This is a genomic window from Halobacteriovorax sp. RT-2-3 (assembly GCF_047085075.1).
Classification (GTDB): domain Bacteria; phylum Bdellovibrionota; class Bacteriovoracia; order Bacteriovoracales; family Bacteriovoracaceae; genus Halobacteriovorax_A.
In genome coordinates, this window is sequence record NZ_JBKIYF010000003.1 from 834,738 (window position 1) to 858,190 (window position 23,453).

The window sequence follows — 23,453 nt, forward strand, 5'->3', positions numbered from 1 at the left end:
GTCTTTCTGTGGTAAAAAGTACGCTTAACATTAATTAAAATAATTATTTGATATAATAATTTTAGATAGTTAGTTGTATTTATATACCAGAGGAAATGTGTCAAATAACACAACCGAAATGACAAAATATGAATTTGAAAAAGTAATGAGTAACACTCAAGAGCTTATTATTTTTTTAGAATCAAATCGTATTGATAATGAAGAGCAATCTTCAATTGATGTTTTTTATCTAGACTCACTCACAAAAATTTTATTTTTTCACTCCACTGGAAAAGTTCAAAAATTATTTTTAGAAATTAGTAGCCTCACTACTTACTTGATAAAAAGAAAAAAAATTAATCGCTTAAATGAATTAACAAAAATATTCACGCACTTTGATATTACATATTCAAATGATTTATTATCGTACATTAAATTAATAAGTGGCCAAGAGTTAAAGGAAGATATCTCTAATATCATCACAACAATTACTGCTGTTAAAAACCCTGAAATATATTTTCAAATATCGGCCATTAGAAAAAGGTTAGTGAATGATATTAACTTAATAGATCCTTTGATGTTTATTGAATCCCTATTCAAGATCATTCCTCTATTTTTTGAGTCTGAAGAATTTCAAGATGTTTTATACAACTATGTTAAACGTTCAGACGATAATGATTTGATTAGAGCGATTAATCATTATTTGAAAGATTATACAGGTATAGAAGAACATACTAAGAATACGAAAGAGCACGTAATTAACAGGGATTATGTTGAGGCGTTGTATCTACCTCCAAATAGGAAAGATGAGTTGCTATCGTTAGTAGAATTAAGAGAAAAACTAATTGATGGCTGTGAGTCTAAAACTGAATATGTAAATACTCTATTTGAAATGGCTGCAGCTTATAAGCGACTTGGAAATAATGAACGAGCTTTCTTTATGGCAGTTATTGTTAATCGTTTAAGTCCAGGCTATAGGAATGTTGAGGTAATGTTAAAGAGATGAGATTTGTAAATAAATTTCTGATTATATTTACTCTTGTCTTTGGACTTCTCACGGTAGGAGCCTGGCGTTTTATACAGTCAAAATATGTATCAACATTACTAACAGAGTATATTAATAAAAATGTAATCATTGATTCAAATATGTCTCTTTCTTTCACTAGAGTTTCGGGTGGATTTTTCCCTCCTCGAACTATTTTAGAGGATGTTAATTTCAAAGTAAGAGATGAACTTGAAGTACAGGTAAAGGATGTTTCAGCAGCATTTTCTCTTTTAAGTCTTTTCTCATCAAATATAAGATTTAACTCTGTTGAATTTAGTGATGGTTATGTTGTTCTAGAGAAATTAGAAAAGAGTGAAGATGATAATTCTCAAGTAAGTATTTTTAATACTCTTTCCAATGTTACTAACCAATTACCTTTTAAAATTAACAAGATTGAAATTAAAAACTCTGATTTTTATATTGCTGAAAATAAATTAAATATACCGATCAAGTACCTAGCACTTAGTCCATTTGAGTATAGCTATGACATCCTTCTTGATATTGAAAATGTTAAGTGGGAAGGTGCTGTAGTCGATAATCTTTATCTTGACGCTGAAATTGTTGAAAACAATATTCGTGTCAGAAATGGATATATATTCATTAAAGATTCTAAAATTAGCGGATCAGGAAAATATGAATTTAGCAGTAAGAAAGTTCATTCCGATATCGATTACAAAATAAACTTTGATAGTTTTGAGGACATAAAAAGAAAATACAATATAAATATTGATGGCGTAATAGAAGGGAAATCGACTATTACAGGCGCTGTTGATAAGAAGGATATATACGTTAGTGGTTTTACTAATGGTAGTAATATACATTCTGATTATGTAAATCTTGATTCTTTTAAAACGAAACACTCTTTTCATAATAACAAGTTAACGATTAGAAATTTCACTGGTGAAGTGAATAGTGGAAAAGTTAAAGTAGCTGATGAATTAGTGTTAAATTTTAATTCTGACAAAGTTATAGATAATGATGTCGTTGTTGAAACAACTAATCTTCATCTCAATGATATTTTATATTTTCTAGGCGAGGATTTTGTCCTTTTAAAGGGCCGAGCTAATGGAAAGGTTTTATTGAGAATGAATAATTCTGGTGAAGTCTTAGTCGATACCTTTAAGAATAGTCCTATCTCAATCACTAACTTAGCTCTAAAACCAAGTACTGATAACATTATAAATTTTTCTAACATTAGCCTAGAGAACTTAAATATAGTAGCAGGAAGTGATTTTAATATAAGTGTTAATGCTAAAACTAATAATTCATTGTTAATGGGGAAAGGTTCAGTAATAGGTAATCTTGTTGACTTTGATATTAAAGCAAAGAACTTCTCGATATCAGATCTTGGTGGTGAAATTGCTGGGGTTGCAAAAGGACATGGCGACTTTGATATTACAATAAAGGGAACTGATAATGTTGTAATTGATGTGAACTCATCAGATGTTGAGTATGTTGATGTTTTTGGTTTCTTGCTTGAGAAGAAATCCAATGCAAATCTTAAGTATTCAATTAACGAAAATATCATTTATGTTGATAGTTTAAATAATACAACAAATGGACAGTCTAATATTTATGGTGTCGTAAATTTAGAAAAAGAAAATGTCGATTTAAATATTAAAATGAAGAGTGTTGACCTAAGTCTTCTACATAGAAATATTAAACCTATATGGGAAGATGTTAAGGTATATACCACACCACTTGAAGGTGTTTTTAATGCTGATGTAAATCTATCTGGAAATTTTTCAAATTTAGTAACTAAGTTGAAAATAGATTCAGATAAAGTAAGTGCCTATAAAGAGCCTATTGATAATATATCTTTAGAACTAATTGTCTCGAATAGGGAAGTCGAAGTAAAAGATGCAATAATAAAGAAGAATCGTTCTAGTGCATCCGCTGACTTTGTTTACAATTTCAAAAATGGATTCGAAAAAATTTCATTCATTACGACTCCAATTAAATTAGGGGATTTATATCGATATCGTGATCTTGGCCTTGGGTATAATGGTTATTTCTCTGCAAGTATTGATGCAAAAAGAAATGGTGTTTTAAAAGGAAAAGGTAACGCATATTTAACGGAAACCAAGATCGGAAACCAAGAAATTGGAGCTTCTGAGTTAGAATTTGAATTCATTGATAAGATCATTAATTTTAATACTAATATTCTTAATCAAGGAATACATATTGATGGTGAGCTAGATTTTAGTAAATCACAACCTAAAGTTATTTTGAATTATGCAGTTGATATGCCTGATATTAAACCATCTCTTGCATTTATTTCTGAGCACAATTCTTTTAACAACGAGCTTAATGGTTTTGTACAAATGAGCGGTCAACTGTCTTATGACTTCAATCCTGATAAACCCGTCAGCTCTATCATGAATTTAACTCAGTTTCATATAAGTAATTATGGAAGATCCTTAACTTTAAGAAGGCCAACTTCAATAGAGATAGAACAATCTGAAATTAAACAATTAGGTCTCTCTCTCAGTGGATCCGGAGGATACTATCAATTGTCAGGAAGTGGTAATGTCGATACTAACTTTCAATTAGTTCAAGAGTTAGATATTAATCTAAGTTATCTAACATTACTTACTAGTGAGATTGAAAGGATTTTAGGATCAATCAAAGGAAAGGGGATTATTGTTGGTAATCGAAAAAAATATGACCTATCACATTCTCTTAGCACTTCTAATTTTGGATTAAAGCTTAAAAGTGTTCCGTTAGAAATATCAAATGCTAATGGAGTCGGTGCATACCGTGATCAAAAAATCCTAATAAATAATTTAAGTGGCGAAATTGGTTCAGGAGATTTTAATCTTTCTGGTTACATTAAGGCTAATTTTCCGTTTCCTGAAGTATATATAACTTCAAATTATACAAATGTAGGTTATCAAGTTGAATCTCGATCTATCGTTAATACAGATGGAAACTTAACTCTGAGTGGAAGAGGTTTTCCTTATTTAATTAAAGGAAGTGTATTTGTTAATGGTGGACTTATTGAAAACGAATTTAATGATTTTAAATCTTCCTCTGAATTCAATAAAAGTTTAAGTAAGTATATCACTCAAAATCAAAGAGGAATTCCAGATCTTATTAATCTCGATATTGATTTAAGTGTAAAGGAAACTGTCCGTTTAAGAAACCGCTTAGCTGATTTACTAATTGCGGGAGACTTACATATTGATGGCCAGTTCACAAACCCGGCTATGCAAGGTCAACTTATCATTGTTCCAGGTCTTAGTAAGTTTAAATTTAGAGGAAATGATTTTATTCTTTCTGAAGGAGTTGTGTACTTTACTAAAGAAGAGAATATGGATCCAATTACATTAAACCTTTTAGCGAATTCAACAATTGGTCAGTATGACATTGAAATGGGAATAACTGGTTCAGTAGATGATATCTCTATTAATCTAGAATCAACCCCTTCTCTTTCAAGAGATAATATCTTCTCATTATTAACTTTAGGTGTAACTTCAGACTTCTCACAGAACTTAGAAGATAGTCAAAGAACAAACTTAACAACAATTGGGATTGGAACCTTTTTAGTTGATCAACTTAATATCAACGAAGGTTTAGATGCTGCACTCGGGTTGAAATTGAGTGTATTACCTGAATTTACTGAAAGTTCGGATAGTCCTATTGAAGAAGCTACAAAATCTGAGCAATCAGTTAAAACTGCTACTAAACTACAGATAACGAAAAAAGTGAATGACAATATTAATTTAAAGTTTTCCAATACTTTTGATAGTGAAAGTAATAAGCAATCAATTAATGTTGATTACAGCATAAGTGACAAACTTTCGATTGAAGGAATTTTTGAAAGTGAAGATGATACAAACAATAAAGAAGGGACAGATGGCTCTGTAGGAGCCGATATAAAATACAAATGGTCATTCTAAGATTGATAGCCACATTCTTTCTTCTATTCACTCCAGTTTTTGGAGCCGAATCAATTAATATCAAAAATGTTGATATTGATTGTACTGGACGTGAGGAGTGTTTATATATTATCGAAAGCTTCAAAAAGTATGAAGGCAAAGATTTAACTCGTGAGGAGTTAAATAGAGTGATTCAATTTGAACTAGCAAAGCCATACTATAAAACATTCTTTTATGAAGTTAAAAAAGGGCGACTTAATATTGTTGTAGAGACTAAGCCTCGAATTTTATCAGTATATGTTAAGGGAACAGACTCTGTTCTTAATCGTCGTATAAAAAATGATTTTAATTTGAAAGAGGGTGACTATTTTGATGAGACAACTGCACAAGAGGGACTTAAGGCAATCGGTAAGGAATACTTTAAAAAAGGTTCTAAAGTAGGCACCATTACTAAAGAGTTAAATCAAGAAGGGGTGAAGCTTACTTTAAATCTTTTGAAGAATGAAATTAGAAGATTAGAAGAAATTAGGCTTAATGGTTTATTTGGCGTGAAGCTTATAGAGTCAGAAAAGTTCTGGCATCGTATAAGAGGTACTTCTCTAGATTTTACTAATTATAAAAAAATGCTGCAGGAGTATCGTACCCAGCTTATTAGGGATGGCTTTTGGTTATCGCGTGTAAAAGAAGAACTTAAAGTTTTGAACAATGGGAATTATGAGTTAATTTTTAATATCGAACTTGGTTCTAGATTTGGTGTTAATTTTCATAATAATCACCGACTCAATCATAATGATCTACTTTCTCATGTTAAGAAGTATATACAAAATAATAAGGGAAGATTTGATGATATTTCTCTCAATCGACATATTGTAAATTTCTATCGTGAAAATGGTTACTATTATGCAAAGTCTAAACTTACGGAAGCGAAGGGATTTGATTTAAATGGAAATAATATTTTAAATCTATACTTCACGATTAATGAAGGTCGAAAGGTTACAGTTTCACAAGTAAACTTTAACGGAAATCACTATAAAGACAATAAACGACTAAGAAATATTTATTATAAAACAGACTCTGACTTACTCAAAGCAGACTATCTTCATGAAAGAGGACTAGAAAATGCTTCTGAAAAAATAAAAGAGTTATACGTTAAAGATGGATATATTTTTGTAAATATAGAAAAACCTAAAGTTGACTTTATAGATGGTGGCGATGCTGCAGTAGTATCTTTTTCAATCTCGGAAGGTGCACAGTATATTTTAAGTAAGATAAATATCGAGGGCATTGAGGATGAAGAGGCTAAATATTTTATAGAAGATGTTTTAAAAAATAAAATAGGTAAGCCATTCAACGTTGTACATATAGATGAAGATTTGAAAAATGCGCTAATCTCTCTAAAGACAAGAGGTTATTATTTTAGTTCTTATAGTGAAAAGCGACCTAAGAAAATTGTAAATGTTAACTCAGCAACTAATGAAATTGAACTTAATCTCAAGTTTGGCCTAGGTGTAAAAACTTACTTAGGGAATGTCATTGTAACAGGTAATTCAGCAACTAAGGACGTCGTAATTAGACGAGAGCTTCCTCTTGTTCGTGGTGATCTCGTTACACCAAAGGCGATGAATGATTTTATTGCACGATTAAGAGAGTTAGGCTTATTTTCGAACGTAAATATCTCTTCATTTGTTGGAGAGGAAATTTCTCCTACTGAAAAGTATTTGAACTTTGTTATCAAAGTTACTGAAAAGGATTTTGGGCTTGCTGAAATTGCCCCAGGTTTTCGTACTGATCTTGGTCTAAAGTTTTCTTCAACTATTTCGTATAACAACTTTAATGGAATGAACCGTTCTTTTATCTTCAAGGCGCAGACCAACTGGAGAACTGACTTTTCATATCTTGATGACCGTAGAAAACAGGATTCTAGAAAGCTTTTAGAAGGGCTAGTACAGTTTCAATATGTAGAGCCTTATTTATTTTACGATCTATTTAATTCGAAGGTAACTTTTAAGGCCACTGCACGATATGAAAGGAAAAGATATTCTGACTTTGACGCTGATATTATTAGTTTTTCACCTCAACTTATAAAGACATTCTCTGATGTCTTATCGATGAGTCTTACATATGAATTTGATAATATCAGGCAATTTGATGCAACGGATGCTATTGATGAAGATAAGTATATTATTGGTGCAATTAGACCTGAGCTGACTTTAGATTTTAGAGACAATAAAACACTTCCAAAGAAGGGCTCATGGTTTAACTTTTCTTGGGAATTTGCTAATCCTTATTTAGGTTCTCAAGAAAGTGAAGATTTAACGATTGATTACCATAAGGCAGTTGTTAGAAATTTTAACTATATTCCTATGGGTGATATTACTTTAGCGACTTCAATAGCACTTGGATATGAACATAACTTTTCTAGTGACATCGTTAAAGATAGTAGCGGTAATGTAATTATTGATTCAGATGGAAAACCAATGACTACAGGCTATATTCCTCCATTAAAGGTATTTCGTTTAATTGGACGTGATTATTTGCGTGGGTATAGCGATCTAGAGAGTGGAAGACTTAATGACGGTAGTTATATTAATGACACAACAGTTAGAGGTGAGGCATATTTTGTAAACTTCAGACTGGAGCCAAGATATTATATTGGTGACTATTCTGCTATTGCTGTATTTTTTGATGCAGGGCGAGTATTTGTTGATAAAATTGATAATTTTGACTTACTGAAATCTGTTGGTATGAGCTTCAAGTTTTTTACACCAATTGGCTCTCTAGATTTTGACTACGGAGTGAAATTAGATCGCATCGGGGGCGACTCTTTTGGCCGTTTTCACATCACAATTGGCCAATTCTAATAAAAAACGTATTTTCAGTGCCTTATGGCCGAAGAAAATATTACGCATGGCCAAAAAAATAACAATTTCCCATTGTTTTATTGGGACAAATTGTTTAATATCTGCCGAAACCCGTTACCCCACAAACAACGGAATTATGGGCCTTTAGGTCCTTAAGTGTTGTAAACAAATCATTTTATTCTGATGATGCGTTTACGTTTTATTGATTTTTAACATTATTAAAGTGGAAGGTTACTATGTACACTGAGAAATCATTTGTGTTGAAGCCAGCAGACGCTGACAAAAAATGGCACTTAATTGATGCTACTGATATGGTAGTTGGACGTTTAGCAACTGAAATCGCTAATGTATTAAGAGGGAAGAACTCACCAAAGTACACTCCTCATACAGATTCTGGTGATTTTGTTGTTGTTATTAACGCAGAAAAAGTTAGATTTACTGGGAATAAGTGGAACGATAAAGTTTACTACAGACACACAGGGTATGCTGGTGGACTTAAAGAAAGAACTGCTAAAGAACAATTAGAAAGAAAGCCAGAAGCGATTCTTATGAGCGCTGTTAAAGGTATGCTTCCTAAGAATTCTCTAGGTAGAAAACAATTAACAAAACTTAAGGTTTTTGCTGGATCTGAGCATGCACATGAAGCTCAAAAACCAGTAGAATACAAATTCTAGTAAGAGGTTATTATTATGGCTAAAGGAAAAACTTGGGATTCACAGGCAGTTGGTAGAAGAAAATCTTCAGTTGCTAGAGTTTACATGGCTGCAGGGACTGGTAAAGTTGTTGTTAATAATAGAGATATCAAAGAGTACTTCACAAAAGGTACAGATAGATACGTTGTTAACCAACCTCTAAACCTACTTAAGCTTGCAGACAAATATGATCTAAAAATCAACGTAACTGGTGGTGGAACTACTGGTCAAGCGGGTGCTGTTCGTCTTGGTGTTGCAAGAGCAATTCTTAAGATTGATGCTGCACTTAGAGGCGAGCTTAAATCAGCTGGATTCCTTACAAGAGATCCAAGAAAAGTTGAAAGACAAAAAGCTGGTCAGAAAGGTGCAAGAGCAAAGTACCAATTCTCGAAGCGTTAAGATTTATCTTACAATATTTTCGAATATATGCGGGGCCCACTTTTGTGGGCCTTGTTTATTCATGGGCCTACCAAAAACTTTTCTTCTATGCTATAAATCCTTATGGCAAAATCCATTCAGCTTAAAGGCGTAAGAACTAATAATTTAAAAAATATTGATGTTGAATTTCCAATTAATAAGATCACTTGTGTTTCAGGTGTATCCGGTTCAGGAAAGTCATCTTTAGTTTTTAATACATTGGCAAATGAGTCTAAGAGAAGATTTTTAAATTCACTTCCTTCTTCAATGAATTTTTTTGAAAGAGTTCCAACAAGTGCAGAAGTTGATAGTATTTCACCAGTTCTTCCTGTTTGGAGTTTGGCACAAAATAATCCAATAGTTGGTTCGCGATTAAATATGGCCGACCAGTTAGAGATTAGTTACGAATTGGCCCAATTATATTTTGAGCCTTTTTCCACGAAATGCTTGATCCATGGTGATGAGTTTGTTGATGGACTTTCACAAGTTGAGACTGAAATTAATGAATCCGTGAGTGATGACTGTAAAGTCATTCATGTTCTTATTGGCAAAGACCATTATCTTGAGAATATTAATGGTATGCCTGCTAGAAGTTTTGATTCTAAAACTTCAACTATTCGAGAATTTGATAAAGAAGACTCTCAATGGGAAATTTTTAGAATTAAACCGAAGAGTATGAATCAATTTCGTAAAAAGTGGGCTGAGCTTATAAAAAATAATGCTGTATCTCAGTTAAGTGTTTTTCTTGCAGGTCAAGATTTGTTAAAACACTTCAATTTAAACACTAGCGCTTATTGCCCTAAATGTTCGCAAGAAGAATTGAGAAGTGCACGTCAGATTAGTGACTTGCTTCCTTACAATGGTGTTGGTGCTTGCTCTGAGTGTAAGGGTTATGGATCGACACTAAGTTATGACATTAATAAAATTGTTAAATATCCAAAGAAAAAAATATCAGATGGTGCAATAACTTTCTTAGAATACTCAAAATATAATGACCATTATAAATACTTTGTAGCAGAAATTAAAAAAGTAGGCGTCTCTCCTGACAGTCGTTTTTGCGATGTTAAAGAGGAGATCGAAGATATTTTAATGAAAGGAAGTGGACGCTTTTATGGTGTTTTAAACTTTCTTTATGGCCTTGAAGAAAAAAGATACAAGCGTTCTGCTAGAATCTTTTTGAGATCACTTCAGAGTGAAAAGTGTTGTCACTTATGTGAAGGTAAAAGGGTTTCCCCAAGTGCACTTCATCACCGTGGAAATTTACAGAATATAAATTCATATGGAGAATGTTTATCTCTCACTATTGAAGAGCTATATGAAAATATATTCGTGGATAAGAATGAGACGATCGTAAAAAAAATATTGGCCAAGTTAGAAATTGCAATAGAATTAGGTCTAGGGCAATTCCCTTTGATGACAAAACTTAAATCACTAGAAACTAGTGAATATCAAAAATCACTTCTAGTACGCTATTTAAGTTTTCAAGGTAGTGGTTCATTGTTTGTACTTGATGAGCCTAGTCTTGGAATGAATTCTGAAGAGCAGAAAGTTTTATTGAAGTTTCTAAAAAAACTATCTTCAAATAATACTGTTGTAATGGTTGAACATAGTAGAGTCTTACAACAAGGAAGTGACCATAATATTGTTATTGGACCCGGAGCAGGCCATTTAGGTGGTGAAGTTGTTGCTCATAAACTTCCGAAACTAGAAACAGTTAAAAAGAAAGCTTCTAAAAAATCTCTATCTGATGAGGAGATTATCTTTAAAAATATTGAGTTTGAAGGCTTTAGATATAATGAGATCAAATTTCAAGTCGGTACAATTAATCAAGTGAAAACTCAGATGGATTCATTTGATAAGAGACTTGTTATTAATGCACTCTTTAATGAGTTAAATGAAGATATCTTTAATGAAAAATATGACTTTGAAACTTCTTATGAAATAGATGGTTTAAGTTATCCTGAGGGGATTGAAAATATCTTTATTTATGAAACAAGGATTGAAAAATCAACAAGTCGCTCTACTGTTGGAACGGCTCTCGATTTAAGTGGTCATGTCAGAAACTATTTTTCAAAGCTACCTGTCTCTAAATCACTTGGACTAGAAAAAGGTCACTTTTCTAAAAATAGTAAATTAGGACAATGTGCTGTTTGTGAAGGAAAGGGTATTCAAGAAATAGATATGCAATTTCTTGAAGATGTAACATTCGATTGTGATGAGTGTGGTGGAACAGGTTTAAAAAAATTCTACGCAACTATCACTGATGGAAAATATACAATTATTGATGCTTGTAAAACACCCATATCAACTTTGTTTGAGTCAATTCCAACGACGCCGAAAATTAAGAGAACAATTGAATATTTAAAGTTATTAAATCTCGATTACCTAACTCTTGATCGTATCATTCCGTCGCTATCTGGTGGAGAGCGCTTGCGTGTAAAACTTCTTAAGGCCATTGATAAGAAGGTAAAGAATTCTGTTATTGTTCTAACGAATATCTCTTACGGATTATCAATTAATGAACTGAATTCAATCTGTGAATTACTCGAGGGGTTAACAAGGCAGGGGAATACGCTAATTTTACTCGATAACCATGAAATTTTTAGTAATTTCAATACGATAGAGCTTGATTAAAATGCTAAAGTATTAAGAGTATTATCCGATAAGAACAGTATGTTAAAGTTCTTGTTGTGCACTATTTCTTTTCTTTTTTCTGTGAATGTTTCGGCACAAGAGTTATTCCAAATTCCGTTGAGTAAGCAACTCTCAGAATCAAATGCGATTATTATGGGAATTTATCAGGGAAGCTTCCCTAAAAAGTTAAGCAACGGCTCCGTTGTTACGAATGTCTCGTTTAAATTAGAAAAATCTGTAGGTTTAGGAAGTCGACAATTGATGAATAAGAATTCCTTCAGCTTTGTCTACGATGGTGGGACTTGGCAGGGGATTGAGTATCCTAATAAATTACGACCTCGTTTCGTTGAAGGTCGCCGTTATATCGTACTCTTGAGAAAAGGCGAATATGACTTTTATCCTCTAAATGAAAGACTTGGTGTCTATAATGTAATTGGACGAAGTGGTGAAGAAGCAGTCATCTCTCAAGCATTTCCTGATAACCCAAAGTTTGGTTCAAATTCATTCAGTACATTTAATCTGTGGATCAGCAGTATTTATGGCGAAGGATTAAAAGGGATTGGAACTGATAAGGATATTTTTCATAAGAAAAAGGGTGGAAGAAAAATAGCTTCACTCAACGACTCTTCAGAATCAAACGAATATAAAATTCACATCTATTGGTTAGCACTTCTTTTTGGATTACTTGGTGCGGCACAGTTAAGAAAATCAAAAGTCTAATTATCTAAATTTACTATTCATTTTTGACGCGCAATTTAGTAAAATTTAACTAATTATCCCATGGAAGGTAAATATGAATCTATTAAAAGTACTTTTGTTAATCACAGTTTTTTCACTGGGTCACAAGGCCTATTCACAAGATTTATTAAACGAAAGAATTCGCAAAATTCCGGATAAGAAGAGATCAATCTTTTTTAACAAAGGAATCTTTCATTCGACAAATAGTAATACCAATTCTGTCTTGAAATCAATTCGTCATGGAAATGGTAGCTCAAGAGGATTTGAAAGATTGGTATTCGACTTTGAAACAAATGAAGCTCCAAGAGTTTATGGATATAAGTCAGAAAAAGAGAATAAGATCTATGTAGATTTTTTTAAGACAAAACTTAATAAGAAAGTTGGTTCATTTGGAACTTCTAAGCTTGTGAAGAAAGTTGATTTTTATCCTGTAGGAGACGATACACTCTCTGCAGAACTTGTTATCGATGGAAAACATTCAATTGATGTTTTTACATTAAAAAATCCAGGTCGATTAGTAATCGATATTAAAAAGTAGGTGTGATTTATTATGAATGAATACGAAGAGTACAACGTGCAAATTAAAGACTCAGCAGGGGATGAAAAATTTCCTGAAGATGTTGTAATCATACCTATTATGAATAGCCCGATTTTTCCGGGAATGATTGCACCAATTATTTTAACTGAAGACAAGTTTACTGCTGAATTAGATGAGTATCTAATCAAGAGTGGTTACCTTGCACTTAACTTGGTTAAAAATGATCTTAAGAATGAAGAAGGAGAGATTGATCCTACAATTCAAGAAGATCTTGATTCAAGAGAAATAACTTCAAAAGATATCTATAAAGTAGGTGTTCTTTGTAAAGTTGTAAAAAGACTAAAGCTGCCAGATGGGTCAGTTAACGTTTTAGTTCACGGTATTAAGAGATATCGTGCATCTAATATCTATGAACAATCACCATTACTACGTGCAAAGTATGAAGTATTTGATGATATTTTAGAGGAAGATGAAGAACTAGATGCATACACTCGTTCTATCATTAATCAGGTTAAAAAGCTTAGTGAAGTAAACGCATACTTCAACGAAGAGATGAAGCTTGCAATGATTAACTCTTCTTCTCCTGGTGCACTTGCTGACTTAGTTGCCTTTGCATTATCACTTGATATTCCAGAAGCTCAAGACTTTTTAGAAACTCTTGTTGTTAAAAAACGTTTTGGAAAACTACTTGTTTATCTAAAGCGTGAAAAAGATGTTGCAGATATTCAAAAGAAAATCTCAGACGAAGTTAACGATAAAGTAAATAAGTATCAGAGAGAATACTTCTTACGTGAACAGCTTAAGGTAATTAAATCTGAGCTTGGGCTTGAAGAAGATGATAAGGCCCGTGATATTAGCAAGCTTAAAGAGAGAGTTCTTGAAGCAAAGCTTCCTGAAGAAGTTCTTCAGTCTGTAAATGAAGAGTTAGAGAGATTAGAAGTAATTCCAGACTCTTCTCCTGAGTATAACGTAACACGTACATACCTAAATTGGATTGTAGACCTTCCTTGGTCTAAGTCTACTGATGATTATGTAGATATGGATAAGGCGCAAAAGATTCTTGAAAAAGAACACTATGGCCTTGAAAAAGCAAAAGAAAGAATCATGGAGTTCTTAGCTGTTCGTAAGCTTAAGCCACAATTTGATGGAACAATTCTATGTCTTGCAGGTCCTCCAGGTGTTGGTAAGACATCTATGGGGAAATCTATTGCTGAATCTCTAGGACGTAAGTTCTATCGTTTCTCTCTTGGTGGTATGAGAGATGAAGCAGAGATTAAAGGACATAGAAGAACTTATGTTGGAGCGATGCCAGGTCGTTTAATTCAAGCAATGAAACGTGTTGAGGTTAATAACCCAGTAATCATGCTTGATGAGATTGATAAACTTGGACAATCTTTTCAGGGTGATCCAGCTTCAGCATTATTAGAAGTTTTAGATCCAGAACAAAATCATACATTCATCGATCATTATCTAGATGTTCCTTTTGATTTATCAAAAGTACTTTTTATATCTACAGCAAACTACATTGGTGATATTCCAGAACCATTATTAGATCGTATGGAAATCATTGAACTTAGTGGTTATACGATGGAAGAGAAGCTTTCAATTGCCACTAAATGGGTAATTCCAAAGCAAATTAAAAAGCATGGTTTAGAAAAGAAAGACATTAGTCTATCAAAAGCTACTCTTAAGAAGCTTATTGAAGACTACGCTCGTGAGCCTGGTGTTCGTGTTATGGAGCAAATGATTGCCAAAATGTGTCGTCGTGCTGCACTTGAAAAAGTTAAGGCAAAGAGACATAAGGTATTCAATCCTAAACCTACGGAGCTAGAAGATATTCTAGGAACTGCTCGCTACCAAAGTGAAAAGGCCCTAAAGAAGCTTTGTCCTGGTATGACTACTGGTTTAGCTTGGACTGGTTATGGTGGAGATATTCTTTATATCGAAACTCTTTCATTGAATGGTAAAGGGTTTAAGTTAACTGGTCAGCTTGGTGATGTAATGAACGAGTCAGCTAACCTTGCTTATAGTTATGTAAAACAACTTCTTCAAAATGAAATGGATGAGTATTTCAAGATGAAACCAAAGAGAAAGGTTTCTGATGAAAATGAAGAAGATGAGATGGAAGACTTCCTTTCTGAAAGAGAGGTTCACCTTCACCTTCCAGCAGGTGCAACTCCTAAAGATGGTCCTTCAGCAGGTATTACAATGGCATTGGCCCTTTATTCTCTTGCACATAATGTGACAATTAAGAGTAATCTTGCAATGACTGGTGAGTTGTCACTTACAGGTAAGGTACTTCCAGTTGGTGGTATTAAAGAAAAAGTATTAGCAGCTAAGAGAGCTGGTATTACAAATATTATTCTACCAATAGATAATGAGAAGGATTTAAAAGAAGTTCCTGAAAGACATAGAAAGGGAATGAAGTTTTATCCGGTTGCGCATTTTGATGAAGTTCTAAAAATTGCGATTCCAAAATTTAAACCAAAGTTTAAGTAATAAAAAAGGCCCTCATGGAGGGCCTTTCTTATATGAAAAAATTTAAATTCAAATTAGAATTCGACTTAGAATTCGTCTGAGTCGTACTCACTTACTGGAGCATGCTTAACTTTACCAGCTGCAATTTCTCTAAGTGCTGTAACAACATCTTTATTTTTACTTTTAACAAGTTGGTCTGCACCATCTCTTAGTTGCTTAACTCGCTTAGCTGTTAGGTGTACTAACTCATAACGGTTTTCAACTTTTTCTAAACAGTCTTCAATCGTAATTCTTGCCATTTTGTGCACTCCGAAAAATTAAATGTGACTTAAGTTATTTTTATAGGACAAAGCGCTGTTTTTGTCTAGAGATTGGGCCTAAATATTTAAAATATTTAGAAATACAGGAATATGTCTCACGTGATTTAAGTAACTTAGCTTGCAATTGTTGAGCATTTTACTTGCAAATTACATTTTATATGAAGAAGCAATTATTTATATTTATTGAACAACAGGCCGTCTCAAAATCTGTTAAACATTATCAAAGAAAGTTCAGTGGCGTCTGTGCAGGTAATATATTAAGAAAAATTGATTTAATTTTTAAAAATGGTCCATGTGATTTGGCAATTGGTTACTATATTTTTAAGATTGATATTATAAAAATTGAATCAAAAACACTTTTTGGTGAAGTGTTAAGTTATAAATATTTTGGTGAATAATGGATAATTCTACAATAGTCGAACTGGCCTTAGAAGAAAGGAAGTTTCTGCACGAAATGTCTAATAAGCTTGCAATTGCGGATGGAATGGCCGCTAAAGTTTTAAAGCTATTAGAAGAGCAAGGCGGAGATGAAGATATAATAAGAAGACAGAAGAAGGCGACAAAGGCGATTAAAGAGCAGATAGAGCTTCTAAAAGAAAGAAGATTTCTGCTCCATGAGCGTTCTAATTAAGGTTTACGTTAACCTGGTCACCAACCATAAAGGCAGGAATATCTAGAATTGGCTGTCTATCTTTGTCATTAAAGTTCTTAGTAATCGCAATAGAAGTATCTGAGTCGTGATGAATTACTTCGAGCTGGCCAACCTTCATTTTATGACGGTAGCGCTTCTCTCGGTCATATGGATCATTCAAAATAACGACTCGGTATACATCGAGTAACGTTCCATTTTTTATACCTTGTTTTTCTCCAAGGTTCACATAGTAGTTCTTTTGAATTTCTTGTACGTCATTGGTCATAGGTAATTCATGTTCCACAGAATAGATCATGTAGCCATTCGCGATAACTTGCGTTTGAAATAGGATTCCGATGATGACGAGTATGAAATGTGCAAGAGTTTTCATTCATTACTTCCTTTGTTGCAGTAGTACACTTTGCAAGCATACTGATCTACTATTCGGAAAAATGAGGTAAAAAATGATAGGGGCGTTTTTAACGGAAATTGGGGGAAATATATTCCCCCAAAATAATTAGCTTATTAACTACTTTAGTCTTAAGTATTTAACTTTATTAACAACTAGGTCGTTATATCTGAAGTTTTTTAGTCGGTTATGGTAAACAATATAATCACGAGAGTAGTACAGAAGTACCCAAGGAAGGTCCTCTAGAACAATATCCTCTACCTGTGACATAAGTAGATATTTCTCATCGCTATCGTTCATTACTTTAATACTTTCAAATTTTTTATCAAAATCTGAATTAGAGTAATTTGATACGTTTGGTCCAGGAGCTTGGTTCTTCGTTGTTAAAAGTTGTAGAACATTTTCGCTATCTGGATAATCAAGAGTCCAACCATCTAGCCATATTTGTAATTTACCTTCTTTTGATTTCTTCAAGAACGCAGGAAAAGTATTCAATTGGATTTTCATTTTAATCCCAATTTTCTCAAGATCTTGTTTAAGAAGCTCTGCTCGTTGTCTTTGAGTTGTAGAAGATGCTCTCGTATCGTAAACTAGAGTTGGAAGTCCTTTTCCATCTGGATATCCGGCCTTCCTTAGATATTCCTTGGCCTTCTCTACGTTATAAGAATATGGAAGTTTTCTTGATGGATCATATCCAGGAATTCCTGGAGGATAAATTGAGTTAGCCTTTAATCCAATATTATTTGTAAAAGTTTTAATATACTTCTCAACATTTACAGCATGTGCAATAGCAAGCCTTAGATTCTTATTTGTTCCAACGATTGGATCCTTCATATTGAATGAGAACCACCAGTATGTGAAACTTGAAAAAATATCAAGAGTGATATTCTTATCACGAAAGTCTTCTGTAAGTTCACCGCTAGGGGATACAAGTGAGTGATAATTATCTTTTGGAACTCTTAGGAAATCTAATTTCCCAGACATAAATTGTAGCCATCTTGTTTGGGCTTCTTTAATGATATGGAATTCAATTTTATCAATGAATGGAATTCTCTTACCTGCATCAGTAAGTAAGTTCTTACTATGAGCGAAGCGGTCACCTTTTCCTGGATAGAATGATTTATGATACTTATCAAAACGGCTCATAAAGAGTTTTGAACCGCGAAACCACTTATCTAGTTTATATGGGCCTGTACCAATGAGCTCATCAAGAAATGTTTCTTTCTTAATAACTTCTGCCGGCATAGGTGAAGTAAAACTCATTGCCAGAGCGTTTAACATTTGTGGATATGGTGCAATTAATTTGATTTGTAATGTTCTTTTATCAATTGCTTTAAGTCCGTCGACATCAGTAGATAGAAGCTTATCAAAATCACTTCCAACTTCTTTTCTAAACTTATTAAGACCGACAACTCTACCGTCGAAGAGCCACCAACCATTACTTCTATATGGAGTAAAGGCGAGGCGTTTAATTTGGTTGATAAAGTCTTGAGCTTCAACAAAACGTGGCTGACCATTGAAAGCAGGATGGTCATGATACTGCACACCTTCTTTGATTTTAATAGTATATGTAAGTCCATCATCTGAAACTTGTGGCATTTCTTCAGCAAGAAGAGGCACAAGCTTTAATGGTTTTCTTAAATAGTGATATTCGAATAATTGTTCATAACCTTGATAAATAACTGACATAGAAACAGAGTCATAGCCATTTACGGGGTCAATTGTTGAGATCGATTCTGTTAGTGGAAATCGAAGTGTATTCTTATCATCTTTATCAACTCTACAAGATACTAGAGGCAGTAACAGAATAATCAGAATAAAATTAAAAAGGGGAGTTTTGCTCATTACTTTCCTCATCATTTTGGACATTTTTAAGTTCAGTATTAATTTTGTCGTATGAATGTCCTTTTGACAAAAGAAAGCGTATCAACTTTTGCTTAAAATTAAAATCTTCGAGGGCCGAAACGCCTTTAGAACGCAATTTCTTATTAATTAGCTCTCTTAGTTGACCATCTTCAGTATATCGATACTCTTCGTATAATTCATCGATCAGCTCTGTACTAGGTTCGACTCGTTCGGCCCTTAATTTATTGAGAATATTTCTCTTACTTAAGCCTTTATACATAAATGTTTTAATACGTGTACGAATGTATTGTTCTTCTTGAAGATATTTAGATTCTTCTAGAAAATCTAGTAGCTGATCTATGAAAGGAGTGTATTTTTTCTCGTATAATTTTTGAGATAATTTATATCTTGAGTAGTCTCTCTTTGATAGAAGCCAGATGCAGTATTGATAAGCTCTTTTAAACGAGCGAATGTCTTCAGACTTCGTTTCTGAGTCGTCTAGAGGTAGTTTTTCAATGGTTTCTTTGAGAGTCATTAGAAAGGGTGCCCCTTAATATTAATATCTATCATTCGATAGGATAGAAACTTAAGGGGCTATATTTGTTTATTGTACTACTTTTTTAGACTTAGATTTTGCCTTCGTCTTCTTTTCTTCAATTACTGGTTCATCTTCGATAATTTCACCAGTTGTTTGATCAACTACAGTGTTACCTTCGATTAGTCCGTGAAGAGCTAGAATCTTATTTTTGATTTCTAATGCAATCTCTGGATTATCAGCTAAGTATTGTTTTGAGTTCTCACGCCCTTGACCAATTTTTGCATCATTATATGAGAACCATGCACCAGCTTTCCCAACGATATTATTTGCAACAGCAAGATCTAGTAGGTCACCTGTTTGTGAAATACCTTGTCCGTACATAATATCAAATTCTACAACTTTAAATGGAGGAGCTACTTTGTTCTTAACAACTTTAACTTTAGTTCTGTTACCGATTACTTCGTCACCATTTTTAATTGCACCAGTTCTTCTGATATCAAGTCTTACTGAAGAATAGAACTTAAGTGCGTTACCACCTGTTGTTGTCTCTGGGTTTCCAAACATAACACCAATCTTCATACGAAGTTGGTTAATGAAAATTACTGTACAGTTTGAACGATTAATTGATCCAGTAAGTTTTCTTAGTGCCTGTGACATTAGTCTTGCTTGAAGACCCATGTGTGAATCACCCATGTCTCCTTCAAGTTCAGCTCTTGGAGTAAGTGCGGCAACAGAGTCAACGATAAGAAGATCAACAGCACCTGAACGTACAAGCATATCTGTAATTTCAAGGGCCTGCTCACCACTATCTGGTTGTGAAATAAGTGTATTTGGAATATCAACACCTAGTTTTTGAGCATAAACAGTATCAAGTGCGTGCTCAGCATCAATAAATGCTACAGTACCACCTTGCTTTTGCGCTTCTGCTGCAATGTGAAGAGTTAGTGTTGTTTTACCTGATGATTCAGGTCCGTAGATTTCAATGATACGACCTTTTGGAACACCACCTACACCAAGTGCAAGATCTAGTCCTAAACAGCTTGTTGGAATCGCTGGAATTCTTTCTGGACCATTTTCAGTATCCAGTTTCATAATTGCACCTTTTCCGAATTGTTTTTCAATTGTTGAAAGTGCTAGGTCTAATGCTTTTTGCTTGTTCTCGTTAGATGTTGTGGCCATAAGCTCTCCGTGTTTTTTTATAAGTTCTATCAAATTTATCTTCTATCAGCTAATGCAAAAAGCGGTATTTTTAACTTCCCTTTAAGTGCGGGGATTTAATGAACACAACAAAACTGAATTCCAGTTTTTTACTTTTCGCTTATTAATATTTTTAGCGTAAGTTTTGCGTAAGTCAAGAGATAAATTCTAACAATTTAAAAGTAAGGATGTAGCTGATTCCGGCCATAAGACCCGCTGCGATATCGTCAAATGTCGTTCCTAGAGCGTCTTTGCGATCGTCGAAGTATTTAACTGGTCCTATTTTCCAGATATCGAAAAGTCGAAATAGGGCAAAAATAGCTACGTAACTTACGTAACTTTGGTCTTGTAAAAAAAATGACGCAATCCAAATCCCGATTACTTCATCAATTACAATCCAAGAAGGATCGACACAATCATATTCTTTTTCAATAACACCAGTGATAAATACTGCGCCTATTGTAAGTATTAAGAGAAATGGAATGAAGAAGAAGAATGGCGCATTAAGTTTTCCGATAAAATAAAGAAGGATAATTGTAACTAAACTTCCAACAGTTCCAGGAGCCTTAGGAGCTAGTCCTGCTCCAAAAAAAGTAAGAAATAGAATTCTTAAGTCAGTTAGCGACTTTAATGTCAGTTTTTTTGTATTTTTTAGCTGATTTTCTGTCTTCATGGGCTTATGGTAGCATTACTCAACGATAGAACAAAGTAACTTTATGAATCGACCTGATTATTTAAAAAATTATATTTTTGACTGGGATGTAATTGATGTTGTTGTTGGTGGTAAATCAGCACTCGACTCAAACTTCTTTGTAGCTAAATTAGATGACATTACAGAAGTAAATAAATTCTTAAAAGGCTACGGACTTGATACTGAAGATCCAGTCTCAAGGGCGGAGTTATTTGGTAATTTTCAAGAGGCCGTCCAATTTATTAAACGTTACTTTTTAAAAGATGGAACACCGGATGGTCTTGATTTAGAGATACCTAATTCTCTTTATACTGTTACTGATATAAGTGGCCTGTTTTTAATGGCAACTGGTAATTCGGATCACACTGTAGAAGAACAATTGTGGGCAGAAATTGTTTTAAAAGTAATGCACACAATTCTGCACGCGGACAAAGACCTACGTTCTAACTACTTTAATCAAATTCAAACTCAAATATTTGATAAATTTTATCGCTACCTTCACCGCGACCAAGAAAATAATCTTTTCTTAAAGTCTGGAGAGATTTCAATTCCTTTAGTGGACTTTGAAACAAAGTCTAAGAAGTCGCGTGATAGTGTAATTATTAAGCTACTCCACAAGGCCGAAAACGTAGCGGAAGAATTATTTGATAGAGTAGGAGTACGATTAGTTACGAAGAATAAATTAGATATTTTAAAAGTGATTCAATTTTTGATTCGTAATTATATTATTACTCCTCACAATATTAAGCCATCAAGATCTCTAAATACAATCTTTGATATTAGTCATTTTAGAACTAAGTACTCAAGCTTAGTGAAGATGGCCTTAAGAAACAATCTTTCTGAAGAAAGATTTGTGTCAGCAGTCAATAGAGAGATTGATGAATGTAGCTTTGATAATTTAAAGAATGAGAATAATCTCCATTCTTCTACAAAGTATCGTTCTGTTCAATTCACTTGTCGCCAACTTATAAAATATAAGAATCCTTTTTTGGCAGAGTTCTTTAAGTTAAGAAAGTTAGCCAAAGAGGAAGATTCGGCAGTTGCAAAGGAATTACTAGGTTTAGACTTCTCTTCTCTTGCTAGAGATATTAGATTTTTCTATCCTTTTGAAGTTCAAGTTGTTGATGAAACTTCTTATAGAATTAATTCTGAAGGCGAGGCGTCTCACAGTGAATATAAGAAAGCACAACGAATCTATGCAATGAATCGTGTTTTCAAAAAACTTCTAATTCACAAAGGTTTAGTCCAAGAATAGATCGATTCGTTCATTGATGAATTCAGGAAAATCTACTTGTGGAACATGGCTTCCATTCTTGATGATATATAGTTCGGAGTTTTTAAGGCTATCATGTAAGATTTGTTGTAGATAATTTGGAATCACCTTATCTTTATCCCCACCAATAATTAGCGTAGGAATTTTAATTTCTTCAAGTTCTTTAATGATCTTTTGATCTCTCATTTGATCAAGGAGTTGGAAGAAGATATCAGGTGAAAGTTCACCAAGTTTCTTCATATAGTATTCAACAAATTCAATATTTGTTTTCTTTATATTAAATCCGCCATTCCAGACTAATGCACTTGCAAGAGGGTTGCGATAAACATTTTTCCAAATAAATTGAAATTGTGACTTCCATCTATCTTTAAGTTCTTTGATATAAGGCTCAGTCATATCAATTATATTAGAATCAAACATGACATCTTGAGGAGGAAAGATTGTTCCAGAAATTAATACAATTTTTTGTACTTCTTCAGGATATTTATGAGCATAGTCGAGTGTTACATTCACTCCCATTGAGTGGCCAATATGGATACTTGTTTTAATATTTAATGCACGAACTAATGAGTTAATATCATTAATAATATTTTTGAAGGTAATTGATTCAATTCCCTGTGTCGTCTCTGACTTGTAATGTCCTCTGTAGTCATGAAGAAGTATTTTATAGCCAAGCTTTTCGAAGTGATCAATTTGGTAAACAAAGTGTCTTACATTACAAACAAGGCCATAGTTAAAAACAATAACTTGATTATGTTCTTCATCTAAGTTTTCAATATTTGTCCAATATTGAATCTTAGTTGTCTCATCAACTTGGTGATACTTCGCTTTATTTCTCCAAGAGGTCATTGTCATATTTTCCAGTTAAAGTTACGTAATGTTCTTCTAGTGATTGAATAAAGTCGTATTTTGCAGGATCTTCTTCTTTAATACGCTCAAGATATTTATAGTAGTCCTGAAAGTCATTTTCATCACTCTTTTGAAATTCTATTATTTGTATCTGTATACCTTGGCATTCAAGAATATCATTTTTTTCTAATCTTATAATTCCTTCAACTGACTTAGAGTTTACTTTGTAAGCTGAGCTTGTTTCAAAAACTAAGTGATGGCCGATGGACTTTAAAACACCAAGCTCTTTTGATAATGTTTTGTCTTCAATAATTAGATTATTGTGAACCGAGCTTCCAATATAAACTCTTGGTAGTTGAAATTGATATTCTCCAAGAGATAGTAGATCGTTAGTTTTTAATACTTTAAGATGAATCATAGCTTTATTTTATACTCGA

20 protein-coding genes are annotated in these 23,453 nt (G+C 33.3%); 12 read left to right on the forward strand and 8 right to left on the reverse strand.

The window, feature by feature from the left end:
- Positions 1-97: 97 nt before the first annotated feature.
- The 9 genes from ACMAYX_RS14645 (at position 98) to lon (ending at position 15,284) form a co-directional block, all read left to right on the forward strand.
- On the forward strand, positions 98-985 hold the full coding sequence (locus ACMAYX_RS14645) for a hypothetical protein (protein WP_412472112.1): 888 nt from the start codon (positions 98-100) through the stop codon (positions 983-985).
- Positions 982-4,926, forward strand: a complete 3,945-nt coding sequence (locus tag ACMAYX_RS14650; protein WP_412472113.1) for a translocation/assembly module TamB domain-containing protein — start codon at positions 982-984, stop codon at positions 4,924-4,926. Before ACMAYX_RS14645 ends, ACMAYX_RS14650 begins: the two co-directional genes overlap by 4 nt.
- Positions 4,914-7,766 (forward strand): outer membrane protein assembly factor, encoded by a 2,853-nt coding sequence (locus tag ACMAYX_RS14655; protein ID WP_412472114.1) that lies wholly within the window; start codon positions 4,914-4,916, stop codon positions 7,764-7,766. The genes ACMAYX_RS14650 and ACMAYX_RS14655 overlap by 13 nt, the downstream gene beginning before the upstream one ends.
- Positions 7,767-8,002: 236 nt before the next feature.
- Positions 8,003-8,440 (forward strand): 50S ribosomal protein L13, encoded by a 438-nt coding sequence (gene rplM / locus ACMAYX_RS14660; protein ID WP_103218455.1) that lies wholly within the window; start codon positions 8,003-8,005, stop codon positions 8,438-8,440.
- 15 nt (positions 8,441-8,455) lie between these two features.
- Positions 8,456-8,857, forward strand: a complete 402-nt coding sequence (gene rpsI / locus ACMAYX_RS14665) for a 30S ribosomal protein S9 (protein WP_103218454.1) — start codon at positions 8,456-8,458, stop codon at positions 8,855-8,857.
- Between the two features lie 102 nt (positions 8,858-8,959).
- Entirely contained in the window at positions 8,960-11,509 is a 2,550-nt protein-coding gene (locus ACMAYX_RS14670; protein ID WP_412472115.1) for a hypothetical protein, read from the forward strand.
- A 117-nt stretch (positions 11,510-11,626) separates the two neighbouring features.
- Positions 11,627-12,229 (forward strand): hypothetical protein, encoded by a 603-nt coding sequence (locus ACMAYX_RS14675; protein WP_392993765.1) that lies wholly within the window; start codon positions 11,627-11,629, stop codon positions 12,227-12,229.
- 73 nt (positions 12,230-12,302) lie between these two features.
- On the forward strand, positions 12,303-12,785 hold the full coding sequence (locus tag ACMAYX_RS14680) for a hypothetical protein (RefSeq protein WP_103218451.1): 483 nt from the start codon (positions 12,303-12,305) through the stop codon (positions 12,783-12,785).
- A gap of 12 nt (positions 12,786-12,797) precedes the next feature.
- Positions 12,798-15,284: an endopeptidase La gene (gene lon, locus ACMAYX_RS14685; RefSeq protein WP_412463562.1), complete on the forward strand. Its 2,487-nt coding sequence runs from the start codon at positions 12,798-12,800 to the stop codon at positions 15,282-15,284.
- Between the two features lie 65 nt (positions 15,285-15,349).
- Here the strand turns inward: lon and rpoZ are convergent, their stop codons facing one another.
- On the reverse strand, positions 15,350-15,562 hold the full coding sequence (rpoZ, locus tag ACMAYX_RS14690) for a DNA-directed RNA polymerase subunit omega (RefSeq protein ID WP_103218449.1): 213 nt from the start codon (positions 15,560-15,562) through the stop codon (positions 15,350-15,352).
- 179 nt (positions 15,563-15,741) lie between these two features.
- Between rpoZ and ACMAYX_RS14695 the strand changes: the two genes are divergently transcribed.
- Both ACMAYX_RS14695 and ACMAYX_RS14700 read left to right on the forward strand, forming a co-directional pair.
- Positions 15,742-15,981 carry a hypothetical protein gene (locus tag ACMAYX_RS14695; protein ID WP_103218448.1) on the forward strand — a complete coding sequence of 80 codons (240 nt, stop codon included), beginning with the start codon at positions 15,742-15,744 and terminating at the stop codon, positions 15,979-15,981.
- Entirely contained in the window at positions 15,981-16,214 is a 234-nt protein-coding gene (locus ACMAYX_RS14700) for a hypothetical protein (protein WP_392993760.1), read from the forward strand. Before ACMAYX_RS14695 ends, ACMAYX_RS14700 begins: the two co-directional genes overlap by 1 nt.
- Here ACMAYX_RS14700 and ACMAYX_RS14705 read toward each other — a convergent pair.
- From ACMAYX_RS14705 to ACMAYX_RS14725, 5 genes are all read right to left on the reverse strand, one after another.
- Positions 16,207-16,605, reverse strand: coding sequence for a hypothetical protein (locus ACMAYX_RS14705; RefSeq protein WP_103218446.1), 399 nt, complete (start codon positions 16,603-16,605; stop codon positions 16,207-16,209). The genes ACMAYX_RS14700 and ACMAYX_RS14705 overlap by 8 nt on opposite strands.
- A gap of 138 nt (positions 16,606-16,743) precedes the next feature.
- Positions 16,744-18,468 (reverse strand): ABC transporter substrate-binding protein, encoded by a 1,725-nt coding sequence (locus ACMAYX_RS14710; protein ID WP_158246905.1) that lies wholly within the window; start codon positions 18,466-18,468, stop codon positions 16,744-16,746.
- Complete coding sequence (locus tag ACMAYX_RS14715) at positions 18,446-19,003, reverse strand: regulatory protein RecX (RefSeq protein ID WP_103218444.1); 558 nt, start codon at positions 19,001-19,003, stop codon at positions 18,446-18,448. Before ACMAYX_RS14715 ends, ACMAYX_RS14710 begins: the two co-directional genes overlap by 23 nt.
- A gap of 69 nt (positions 19,004-19,072) precedes the next feature.
- Positions 19,073-20,185 (reverse strand): recombinase RecA, encoded by a 1,113-nt coding sequence (gene recA, locus ACMAYX_RS14720; RefSeq protein WP_103218443.1) that lies wholly within the window; start codon positions 20,183-20,185, stop codon positions 19,073-19,075.
- 172 nt (positions 20,186-20,357) lie between these two features.
- Entirely contained in the window at positions 20,358-20,876 is a 519-nt protein-coding gene (locus ACMAYX_RS14725) for a phosphatidylglycerophosphatase A (protein WP_412470424.1), read from the reverse strand.
- A gap of 43 nt (positions 20,877-20,919) precedes the next feature.
- Here ACMAYX_RS14725 and ACMAYX_RS14730 point away from each other — a divergent pair, with 43 nt between their 5' ends.
- Positions 20,920-22,149, forward strand: a complete 1,230-nt coding sequence (locus ACMAYX_RS14730; protein ID WP_103218441.1) for a TIGR04552 family protein — start codon at positions 20,920-20,922, stop codon at positions 22,147-22,149.
- On the opposite strand, the gene ACMAYX_RS14735 is transcribed toward ACMAYX_RS14730, so the two are convergent.
- Together ACMAYX_RS14735 and ACMAYX_RS14740 are read right to left on the reverse strand one after the other, a co-directional pair.
- Positions 22,135-23,016 (reverse strand): alpha/beta fold hydrolase, encoded by an 882-nt coding sequence (locus ACMAYX_RS14735; protein ID WP_158246904.1) that lies wholly within the window; start codon positions 23,014-23,016, stop codon positions 22,135-22,137. The genes ACMAYX_RS14730 and ACMAYX_RS14735 overlap by 15 nt on opposite strands.
- The gene (locus ACMAYX_RS14740; protein WP_392993753.1) at positions 22,997-23,434 is read right to left on the reverse strand and encodes a hypothetical protein; all 438 of its coding nucleotides are present in this window, start codon (positions 23,432-23,434) and stop codon (positions 22,997-22,999) included. The genes ACMAYX_RS14735 and ACMAYX_RS14740 overlap by 20 nt, the downstream gene beginning before the upstream one ends.
- Between the last annotated feature and the right edge of the window lie 19 nt (positions 23,435-23,453).

Excerpts from the sequence above, each read along its gene's own strand:
- ACMAYX_RS14650 (WP_412472113.1), top strand. The coding sequence starts at position 982 with ATGAGATTTGTAAATAAATTTCTGATTATATTTACTCTTGTCTTTGGA.
- ACMAYX_RS14655 (WP_412472114.1), top strand. The coding sequence starts at position 4,914 with ATGGTCATTCTAAGATTGATAGCCACATTCTTTCTTCTATTCACTCCA.
- rplM (WP_103218455.1), top strand. The coding sequence starts at position 8,003 with ATGTACACTGAGAAATCATTTGTGTTGAAGCCAGCAGACGCTGACAAA.
- rpsI (WP_103218454.1), top strand. The coding sequence starts at position 8,456 with ATGGCTAAAGGAAAAACTTGGGATTCACAGGCAGTTGGTAGAAGAAAA.
- ACMAYX_RS14670 (WP_412472115.1), top strand. The coding sequence starts at position 8,960 with ATGGCAAAATCCATTCAGCTTAAAGGCGTAAGAACTAATAATTTAAAA.
- ACMAYX_RS14680 (WP_103218451.1), top strand. The coding sequence starts at position 12,303 with ATGAATCTATTAAAAGTACTTTTGTTAATCACAGTTTTTTCACTGGGT.
- lon (WP_412463562.1), top strand. The coding sequence starts at position 12,798 with ATGAATGAATACGAAGAGTACAACGTGCAAATTAAAGACTCAGCAGGG.
- rpoZ (WP_103218449.1), bottom strand. The coding sequence starts at position 15,562 with ATGGCAAGAATTACGATTGAAGACTGTTTAGAAAAAGTTGAAAACCGT.
- ACMAYX_RS14695 (WP_103218448.1), top strand. The coding sequence starts at position 15,742 with ATGAAGAAGCAATTATTTATATTTATTGAACAACAGGCCGTCTCAAAA.
- ACMAYX_RS14700 (WP_392993760.1), top strand. The coding sequence starts at position 15,981 with ATGGATAATTCTACAATAGTCGAACTGGCCTTAGAAGAAAGGAAGTTT.
- ACMAYX_RS14705 (WP_103218446.1), bottom strand. The coding sequence starts at position 16,605 with ATGAAAACTCTTGCACATTTCATACTCGTCATCATCGGAATCCTATTT.
- ACMAYX_RS14710 (WP_158246905.1), bottom strand. The coding sequence starts at position 18,468 with ATGAGCAAAACTCCCCTTTTTAATTTTATTCTGATTATTCTGTTACTG.
- ACMAYX_RS14715 (WP_103218444.1), bottom strand. The coding sequence starts at position 19,003 with ATGACTCTCAAAGAAACCATTGAAAAACTACCTCTAGACGACTCAGAA.
- recA (WP_103218443.1), bottom strand. The coding sequence starts at position 20,185 with ATGGCCACAACATCTAACGAGAACAAGCAAAAAGCATTAGACCTAGCA.
- ACMAYX_RS14725 (WP_412470424.1), bottom strand. The coding sequence starts at position 20,876 with ATGAAGACAGAAAATCAGCTAAAAAATACAAAAAAACTGACATTAAAG.
- ACMAYX_RS14730 (WP_103218441.1), top strand. The coding sequence starts at position 20,920 with ATGAATCGACCTGATTATTTAAAAAATTATATTTTTGACTGGGATGTA.
- ACMAYX_RS14735 (WP_158246904.1), bottom strand. The coding sequence starts at position 23,016 with ATGACCTCTTGGAGAAATAAAGCGAAGTATCACCAAGTTGATGAGACA.
- ACMAYX_RS14740 (WP_392993753.1), bottom strand. The coding sequence starts at position 23,434 with ATGATTCATCTTAAAGTATTAAAAACTAACGATCTACTATCTCTTGGA.